Genomic DNA, 8,713 nt, shown 5'->3' with positions numbered 1-8,713 from the left:
AAAAAAGAGCAAATCAAGCGCCAAGCCCGCGAATGCGCCCAAAAAACGAGTAAAAAAAGCGTGCAAGCTATGAAATGATCGCGAAAAAAGTGATTCGCGCGCAGACCGCGTTCGTTCGCGCGCAGGAGCCCCCGATTCGCGCGCAGACCGGGATCGTTCGCGCGCAGACCAGGTTCGTTCGCGCGCAGGAGCCCCCGATTCGCGCGCAGACAAGGTCCGTTCGCGCGCAGGAGCCCCCAAATCGCGCTCAGACCAGATTCGTTCGCGCGCCAGAGCATTCAATTCGCGCGCATGCCCCCCCAGTTCCCGTACCTATGCCTACGATGGATTGTAGCGCAAGCAAGAAAGAAGCTGCCGTAAGTCGGCAGCTTCTCTTAGAAGAAGTGTAGTCGTTGGTGTTTGTTGTTGAATGGAGGGGTGTGCAAGAGGCGTTTGTTTGCCATTTTTCTAGGCACCTTAATACGATTCGTCAATTACCGACAAAATCCTGCACGTTATTCATATTCTTCCAAGATTTCTTGGGTAGTGAGATGAAGGGCATGATAGGCGTACAGTGCGGCCATGCTCGTCGGTAAACCGACGCGCTCGCCTGCTTCATTCGGGACAAGGCCTTTCGTTGCAAAGAGTTGGATGAAGGAATCGACGCCTGTATGTTCTAGTGCTCGATTGCTTGAGGCAGCTAGAAAAATCACATAAGCATTAGACGTTGCTTTAATGGCCCGCAATCGTTCATTTGCTTCCTCATCCTCTTTGGTTGGAGCGGCGATTAAAACGGTATCGGTCGCTGTAATCGTAGTAAGATCGTCGGGAAGCATCGCGACGCCAGGAAGTGCTTCGTTGCTATAGAGAGCGTGCGCGGAAAGTGAAGCTAACTCATTACGTCCATACACGTAAATATGACCGTGTGACAAAATCGTTTGCGCCATCATACGCGCACTATCTTCAATGGCGAATTCATTTTTTTCCGCAATGGTTTGAAAGATGCCATGTAGTTGAGTTGAAAATATTTTTAACATAGGAACTCCTTTAATATGAAATTAGCCCCTATAGTATACCTTATCTTGATTTATTTCACATAAAACAGCAGGAATTAATGTCCTAGCGGTCGAATGAAGGGTAAGATATAGTTGTACGAAAAAAATGGTTAGAGGTGAGCGTGTTGGGGAAAATTCTAATTGTGGATGATCAGTACGGGATTCGTATCCTGTTAAATGAGATTTTCCAAAGAGAAGGATATGAAACATTTCAGGCGGCGAATGGGGTCCAAGCTCTAGCAATCGTAGAGAAGGAAACGCCAGATCTTGTGATTTTAGACATGAAGATTCCTGGAATGGATGGTCTTGAAATTTTACGACGTGTGAAGAAAATGAATGAAAGCATTCAAGTGATTATTATGACAGCGTATGGCGAATTAGATATGATTCATGAAGCCATTCAACTTGGTGCCATTACGCATTTTGCTAAACCGTTTGATATTGATGAAATTCGCGCGGCAGTTAGGAAAGAATTACCACTTAGCGCGAAATGACGAATTGGAAATAATTATTCCTTGAGAAGACGGCAATGGTAGCGTTTACAGTGAGAAACGCAGGTATATTGCGGTTTTCAAGTGCTCTTGATATGCTATAATAGGTTTTGGAATTAGAATCAAATCATGTTAAATATACGGCATTCAGGGAAAAAGATCAGGGTGATTCTTTTTTCGTTTTTTTGTGTGTGCCAATAGTAAAGGGAGGACAAGTAAGATGCCTTTAGTTTCAATGAAGGAAATGCTTGAAAAAGGAAAAGCAGAAGGATATGCTGTCGGTCAATTTAACATTAACAACTTAGAGTTTACGCAAGCAATCCTTAAAGCAGCTCAAGAGGAAAACTCTCCAGTAATCCTTGGTGTATCAGAAGGTGCTGCTCGTTATATGGGTGGATTTAAACTTGTTGTTGCCATGACAAAAGCATTGATGGAAGAGTATAGCATTACTGTACCTGTAGCTATTCATTTAGATCATGGATCAAGCTTCGAAAACTGTGCAAAAGCGATTCATGCTGGATTTACATCTGTTATGATTGACGGATCTCATTTCCCGCTTGAAGAAAACATCGCGCTTACGAAAAAAGTGGTAGAGCTTGCTCACATCCACGGTGTTTCTGTAGAAGCAGAACTTGGCCGTATTGGTGGACAAGAAGATGACTTAATCGTAGATGACGCAGATGCTGCTTACGCAATCCCTTCAGAGTGTGATCAACTCGTTCGTGAAACGGGCGTAGACTGTTTTGCTCCAGCACTTGGTAGCGTACACGGACCATACAAAGGTGAACCAAACCTTGGTTTTGATCGCATGAAGGAAGTTAATGAACTTACTGGTGTTCCTCTAGTACTACATGGTGGAACTGGAATTCCTACACATGATATCCAAAAAGCCATCTCTCTTGGCACAGCGAAAATTAACGTAAATACTGAAAGCCAAATTTCGTCTTTTAATGCAATAAATGAATTTATTGCTGCAAACCCTGATAAATACGATCCACGTAAGTACTTAACTGCTGGTCGCGAAGCTATTTTAGCGACTGTTAAAGCAAAAATGCGTGAGTTCGGTTCTTCAAACAAGGCGTAAGTTTGTTGTAAGGAAAAAGCAGCTAAAAGTCTGTTTTTTCTGTAAAGAACAACCGCCTCCGCACATAAGGCGGTTTTCTTTACTTTTGCAACAGAAAGTTGTAAAACAGAGATATGGACCGGGTAGAAAGTTGTTGTGTGGAAAAACTAATAAGGGAATTTAGACATCTAATGTCTATACAACCACTTAAAATATAGGAGTGAAGTAATCATGAAATTTTTTATCGATACTGCAAACATTGATGAAATCCGCGAAGCTCACGAGCTTGGGATTCTTTCTGGGGTAACTACAAACCCAACACTAATCGCAAAAGAAGGCGTTGACTTCCATTCACGCATTAAAGAAATCGCTGCACTTGTTCCAGGTTCTGTAAGTGCTGAAGTTATTTCTTTAAAAGCAGACGAAATGATTGAAGAAGGTAAAGTACTTGCTGCAATCGCACCAAACATTACAGTTAAAGTACCAATGACAACTGAAGGTCTTAAAGCAGTTAAAGCTTTCTCTGATCTTGGTATCAAAACAAACGTAACGTTGATCTTCAATGCGAACCAAGCGTTGCTTGCTGCACGCGCTGGTGCTACTTACGTTTCTCCATTCCTTGGACGTCTTGATGACATCGGACAAGATGGTTTAACACTAATTGAGCAAGTTGCTCAAATCTTCGCGATCCATGAACTACCAACTGAAATCATCGCAGCATCTGTTCGTCACCCAGTTCACGTAACAGAAGCAGCACTACGCGGTGCACACATTGCAACAATTCCATTGAAAGTTATCAAAGGTCTTATGCACCACCCACTAACTGATTCTGGTATCGAGCGTTTCCTCGAAGACTGGAAAGCAGTAGAAAACCGCGGATAATGAGTTAAAAACCATTTCAAGCACCACCTTATGTGGTGCTTGTTTTGGGTTTTTTTCATATTTACACATGATTTTCCAGACGAAGAGAATACTACAAAAAAATACTCGCTTGTTTTACTGTTGATGCAGAAGGGAGCAAACGATGGAACAAAAGCTTATGATTGAAGGGGGCTACCCTCTCGAAGGGACCGTCCATATTAGTGGTGCGAAAAACAGTGCGGTTGCATTGATCCCGGCTACCATTCTTGCAGAATCTCAAGTCATCATTGATCAGCTACCGAACATTTCCGACGTCCGTTTATTACGAGACTTGCTGAGAGAAATCGGTGGTGAAGCCGAATTGGATGAAAATCAAACGCTTACAGTGAATCCGGAAAAAATGATTGCGATGCCATTACCGAATGGCAAAGTTAAAAAGCTGAGAGCTTCTTATTATTTAATGGGCGCAATGCTTGGTCGTTTTAAAAAAGCAGTGATTGGTTTGCCAGGCGGATGCAATCTTGGTCCACGGCCGATTGATCAGCATATAAAAGGATTCGAAGCACTTGGAGCAAAGGTAACGAACGAGCAAGGTGCGATTTATTTACGTGCAGATGAACTTCGCGGTGCGCGTATTTATTTGGACGTTGTGAGTGTGGGAGCCACAATTAATATTATGCTTGCTGCGGTGCGTGCTAAAGGGCAAACGATTATTGAAAATGCAGCAAAAGAACCTGAAATTATCGATGTGGCCACATTGCTTACGAGCATGGGCGCAAAGATTAAAGGGGCAGGAACAGACGTTATTCGCATTGACGGTGTCGATCATTTACACGGCTGTCGTCACTCCATCATACCTGATCGTATTGAAGCAGGTACATATATGATTTTAGCGGCAGCAGTAGGTCAACAAGTCGTCATTGATAATGTCATTCCGCTGCATTTAGAATCTCTTATTGCAAAGCTTCGTGAAATGGGCGTTCATATTGAAACGAAAGATGATCAAGTATTGATTCATAATACCGGTAGAACGTTAAAAAGCGTAGATATTAAGACGTTAGTATATCCTGGATTTCCAACGGATTTGCAGCAGCCTTTTACGTCGTTATTAACGAAGGCAGAAGGAACGAGTATTGTCACAGATACCATTTACTCTGCTCGCTTTAAGCATATTGATGAACTCCGTCGCATGGGTGCTCATGTCAAGGTAGAAGGACGTTCAGCCATCATTAATGGCAAAGGTCGACTAGAAGGTGCCAAAGTGAAAGCGAGTGATCTGCGAGCAGGAGCGGCCCTTGTCGTTGCTGGTCTCATGGCAGATGGCATTACGGAAGTTTCTGGGCTGGAGCATATTGATCGTGGCTATGAATTTCTCGTCGACAAGCTTGTTGGGCTTGGTGCAAAAATTTGGCGTGAAAATTTAGACATTGAAGAGATGGAAGAAATTGAAAAGTAGACATGGCTTGTCTTGAAAGAATGACTCGCTATATAATGAGTGACAACTTCAAAGCTAATGAAAAGTAAGTTGCTTTAGATACAAAGGGGGAATTTGAAATGGAACGTAGTTTGTCAATGGAGTTAGTTCGTGTAACAGAAGCAGCAGCCTTGTCTTCTGCTCGTTGGATGGGACGCGGTAAGAAGGATGAAGCGGATGACGCTGCTACTTCAGCAATGCGTGATGTATTTGATACCATTCCGATGAAAGGAACCGTTGTAATTGGAGAAGGTGAAATGGATGAGGCGCCAATGCTGTACATTGGAGAAAAGCTCGGTACAGGCTATGGTCCTCGTGTGGACGTCGCAGTGGACCCACTAGAAGGAACGAATATTGTTGCTTCTGGATCTTGGAATGCGTTAGCAGTTCTTGCTGTCGCAGATCATGGCAACCTTCTACACGCTCCAGATATGTATATGGAGAAAATCGCTGTCGGACCAGAAGCGGTAGGCAAGATTGACATTAATGCGCCGACAATTGATAATCTTCGTGCGGTAGCACAAGCAAAGAACAAAGACATTGAAGATGTAACAGCTGTTATTCTAGATCGACCACGTCATGCAAAAGTAATTCAAGAAATTCGTGAAGCTGGCGCGCGCATTAAGCTGATCTCAGACGGCGATGTAGCGGCTGCCATTAATACAGCGTTTGAAAATACTGGTGTTGATATTTTATTCGGCTCAGGCGGAGCGCCCGAGGGCGTTATTGCTGCTGTTGCTCTTAAATGCCTCGGCGGTGAAATTCAAGCGAAGCTCTTACCTCAAAACGATGAAGAATTACAACGTTGTCATGAGATGGGCATTGAAGACGTTGATAAAGTCCTTCATATGGAAGACCTCGTTAAAGGCGACGACGCTATTTTCGCTGCGACAGGTGTTACAGATGGAGAACTCTTGCAAGGAGTTCGCTTCACAGGAACGAGTGGGACAACTCACTCAGTTGTTATGCGTGCGAAATCAGGTACTGTACGCTTTATCGATGGAACGCACAGTTTGAAAAAGAAACCAGACTTAGTGATTAAGCCATAATGGTTTAGATGAACACGTCGGATCTTTCTGTTTTACTAAAAAGAGGAGGAAGGTCTGGCGTTTTTTTATTTTTCTAGTTTTTTTGCAGGGATTTCGTCATTTTTCAAGAAGATACTCTTGATTAAATAGTTAATTTGTGGTTAAAATATGAAGTGCTTTTATTTTATATTATAAAACGTTTGTTCCTTCAGCGATTTTCTTCTTTTTACCTTCCTATTATTATTCATTTCTGTCGCCCGATTTTCAAACAATTGATCATTACAGAAATATGTTTTAAGAAAAAATAGAATAAAGTGTGGTGTCATTATGGGTTTAGTATTAGCTGAATTAGAAAATAAAAAACTAAAAGATTTATACGAACTTGCTAAGCAATATCGTGTTCCGTATTACGGAAAATTAACGAAAAGAGAGTTAATGTTCTCTATTTTAAAAGCGCAGGCAGAAAAAGACGGCTTTTCATTTATGGAAGGTATTCTTGAAGTCATTCCAAATGAAGGATTTGGTTTCTTACGACCGATTAATTACTCACCAAGCTCGCAAGATATTTACATTTCTGCGTCGCAAATTCGTCGGTTTGATTTAAGAAATGGTGATAAAGTATCTGGTAAGGTTCGTCCACCGAAAGAAAATGAACGGTATCATGGCTTATTACAAGTAGAAGCTGTAAATGGAGAAGATCCTGATACAGCGAAGGAACGTGTTCATTTCCCTGCTTTGACAGCGCTCTATCCGGAAAAGAAGATGGTCCTTGAAACAGGACAATATAACATATCAACACGAATTATTGACATGTTTGCACCTGTTGGTTTTGGACAACGTGGCTTGATTGTTGCCCCACCAAAAGCTGGGAAAACAAGCTTGCTTAAAGACGTAGCGCATAGCATTACAACGAATCATCCGGATGCTGAGCTTATTGTATTATTAATTGATGAGCGCCCGGAAGAAGTAACAGATATCGAACGTTCTGTTAAAGGTGACGTTGTTAGCTCGACGTTTGATGAAGTACCAGAAAACCATATTAAAGTCGCTGAGCTTGTATTAGAACGTGCGATGCGCCTTGTTGAGCACAAAAAAGACGTTGTTATTCTATTAGATAGCATTACACGTCTTGCACGTGCGTATAACCTTGTTATTCCACCGAGCGGTCGTACACTATCTGGTGGTATTGATCCGGCAGCCTTTCATCGTCCGAAACGATTTTTCGGTGCGGCGCGTAACATCGAAGAAGGTGGTAGCTTAACGATTCTTGCGACTGCGCTTGTTGAGACAGGCTCTCGTATGGATGATGTCATCTATGAAGAGTTTAAAGGAACAGGAAATATGGAGCTTCACTTAGATCGTAAGCTTGCCGAGCGTCGCATCTTCCCAGCAATCGACATTCGTCGATCAGGAACGCGTAAAGAAGAAATGCTCATTCAAAAAGATCATTTAGAATCGTTATGGGCGATTCGTAAAACGATGGTGGATTCTCCAGATTTTGTAGAAAATTATATGAAGCGTTTACGTAAAACGGCTAATAATGCTGAGTTCTTTACGATGTTTGAAGCGGAAAAGACAGGATCCACGAAGCGCGTGAAGTCTTTGTCGAATACGTAAAAAATCTAAGCGGTTTGCTGTTGCAAATTAGGAAACAGACTGTTATACTATCGCTATGTGCTTATTTTAACTCTGTTCCCAAAGGGTTCAGGGCAGAAGGAGTGGAAACGAATGAAGCCAAATGTACATCCTGAGTATAGAAAAGTAGTATTTATGGATGCAAGTAGTGGATACAAGTTCCTATCCGGTTCTACTATGAGTTCTAACGAAACAATTGAATGGGAAGATGGTAACACATACCCTGTAGTAAAAGTGGACGTAAGTTCCGATACTCACCCATTCTACACTGGTCGTCAGAAATTCACAGATGCCGGCGGACGTGTTGACCGTTTCAAAAAGAAATACAATCTCAAGTAATTTTTGTAAGTTGCAAGGGCAAGAGAACTTCTTGCTCCTTTTTTTTTGCAGAAGTTGCGTAAAATCGCTCGTTTCTAAGGAAACGGCGTCATAAATAGAGTCCAAAACCATTGCAGGAAGGGGAACAAAAAAACATGTATGTTATGAAGCACAATGGCTGGGTGGAGGTCATTTGCGGAAGCATGTTTTCTGGAAAATCAGAAGAGTTGATCCGCAGAGTACGACGCGCCAAATACGGAAAGCTAAATGTTCAAGTATTTAAGCCGCTTATTGATAACCGTTATAGTGAAGAATCCGTCGTATCTCATAACGGAACAGCAGTTATTGCTGAGCCAGTCGGACGTTCGGTTGATATTCTGAAAAATGTTTCTCCTAACACTGAAGTGGTCGCTATAGATGAAGTTCAGTTTTTTGATGAAGATGTGGTTGAAGTTGTGCAGACGCTTGCTGATCGTGGTATTCGCGTCATTGTTGCCGGCCTTGACCAAGACTTCCGAGGAGAGCCATTTGGTCGTGTACCAGAGCTTATGGCGCTAAGTGAAGATGTAACGAAGCTTCATGCGATTTGTATGGTTTGTGGTTCACCAGCTAGTCGTACGCAACGGCTCATTGATGGTCGTCCTGCTTCTTATCATGATCCGATTATTCTTGTTGGTGCATCTGAATCGTATGAACCGCGCTGTCGTCATTGCCACGAAGTGCCGGGAAAGCCGAGTAAGCTGGAAGCAACCATAGAAAATAGCTTGCAGCGCTAAAGAGTAAATAACACTGTGTGTTTCTTTTTTTAA

The 8,713-nt window shown here is 42.5% G+C and carries 9 protein-coding genes; 8 read left to right on the top strand and 1 reads right to left on the bottom strand.

Annotation, left to right across the window (positions count from 1 at the left end; all coding sequences use genetic code 11):
• Positions 1-494: 494 nt before the first annotated feature.
• Positions 495-1,016, bottom strand: a complete 522-nt coding sequence (locus A374_RS18550) for a DUF2529 family protein (protein ID WP_007203787.1) — start codon at positions 1,014-1,016, stop codon at positions 495-497.
• A 140-nt stretch (positions 1,017-1,156) separates the two neighbouring features.
• Here A374_RS18550 and A374_RS18545 point away from each other — a divergent pair, with 140 nt between their 5' ends.
• The 8 genes from A374_RS18545 (at position 1,157) to A374_RS18510 (ending at position 8,680) form a co-directional block, all read left to right on the top strand.
• A complete protein-coding gene (locus tag A374_RS18545) occupies positions 1,157-1,528 on the top strand; it encodes a response regulator (RefSeq protein WP_040340745.1) in 372 nt (123 codons plus the stop codon).
• A gap of 217 nt (positions 1,529-1,745) precedes the next feature.
• On the top strand, positions 1,746-2,609 hold the full coding sequence (fba, locus tag A374_RS18540; protein ID WP_007203785.1) for a class II fructose-1,6-bisphosphate aldolase: 864 nt from the start codon (positions 1,746-1,748) through the stop codon (positions 2,607-2,609).
• Between the two features lie 210 nt (positions 2,610-2,819).
• Positions 2,820-3,470, top strand: coding sequence for a fructose-6-phosphate aldolase (fsa, locus tag A374_RS18535; RefSeq protein WP_007203784.1), 651 nt, complete (start codon positions 2,820-2,822; stop codon positions 3,468-3,470).
• A 142-nt stretch (positions 3,471-3,612) separates the two neighbouring features.
• Positions 3,613-4,905: a UDP-N-acetylglucosamine 1-carboxyvinyltransferase gene (gene murA, locus A374_RS18530; protein ID WP_007203783.1), complete on the top strand. Its 1,293-nt coding sequence runs from the start codon at positions 3,613-3,615 to the stop codon at positions 4,903-4,905.
• 98 nt (positions 4,906-5,003) lie between these two features.
• The gene (gene glpX / locus A374_RS18525; protein ID WP_007203782.1) at positions 5,004-5,972 is read left to right on the top strand and encodes a class II fructose-bisphosphatase; all 969 of its coding nucleotides are present in this window, start codon (positions 5,004-5,006) and stop codon (positions 5,970-5,972) included.
• A gap of 306 nt (positions 5,973-6,278) precedes the next feature.
• The gene (rho, locus tag A374_RS18520; protein WP_007203781.1) at positions 6,279-7,568 is read left to right on the top strand and encodes a transcription termination factor Rho; all 1,290 of its coding nucleotides are present in this window, start codon (positions 6,279-6,281) and stop codon (positions 7,566-7,568) included.
• Between the two features lie 111 nt (positions 7,569-7,679).
• Positions 7,680-7,925, top strand: coding sequence for a type B 50S ribosomal protein L31 (locus A374_RS18515; protein ID WP_007203780.1), 246 nt, complete (start codon positions 7,680-7,682; stop codon positions 7,923-7,925).
• A 134-nt stretch (positions 7,926-8,059) separates the two neighbouring features.
• Entirely contained in the window at positions 8,060-8,680 is a 621-nt protein-coding gene (locus A374_RS18510; RefSeq protein WP_007203779.1) for a thymidine kinase, read from the top strand.
• The last annotated feature ends 33 nt before the right edge of the window (positions 8,681-8,713 follow it).

This window comes from Fictibacillus macauensis ZFHKF-1 (assembly GCF_000269865.1).
Lineage (GTDB): Bacteria > Bacillota > Bacilli > Bacillales > Fictibacillaceae > Fictibacillus_C > Fictibacillus_C macauensis.
This window is presented reverse-complemented; position numbering and strand designations above follow the sequence as displayed.

What these genes read in the sequence shown, in the direction of transcription:
- A374_RS18515 (WP_007203780.1), top strand. Translation starts at nt 7,680, where the DNA reads ATGAAGCCAAATGTACATCCTGAGTATAGAAAAGTAGTATTTATGGAT.
- fba (WP_007203785.1), top strand. Translation starts at nt 1,746, where the DNA reads ATGCCTTTAGTTTCAATGAAGGAAATGCTTGAAAAAGGAAAAGCAGAA.
- A374_RS18550 (WP_007203787.1), bottom strand. Translation starts at nt 1,016, where the DNA reads ATGTTAAAAATATTTTCAACTCAACTACATGGCATCTTTCAAACCATT.
- murA (WP_007203783.1), top strand. Translation starts at nt 3,613, where the DNA reads ATGGAACAAAAGCTTATGATTGAAGGGGGCTACCCTCTCGAAGGGACC.
- A374_RS18510 (WP_007203779.1), top strand. Translation starts at nt 8,060, where the DNA reads ATGTATGTTATGAAGCACAATGGCTGGGTGGAGGTCATTTGCGGAAGC.
- rho (WP_007203781.1), top strand. Translation starts at nt 6,279, where the DNA reads ATGGGTTTAGTATTAGCTGAATTAGAAAATAAAAAACTAAAAGATTTA.
- glpX (WP_007203782.1), top strand. Translation starts at nt 5,004, where the DNA reads ATGGAACGTAGTTTGTCAATGGAGTTAGTTCGTGTAACAGAAGCAGCA.
- fsa (WP_007203784.1), top strand. Translation starts at nt 2,820, where the DNA reads ATGAAATTTTTTATCGATACTGCAAACATTGATGAAATCCGCGAAGCT.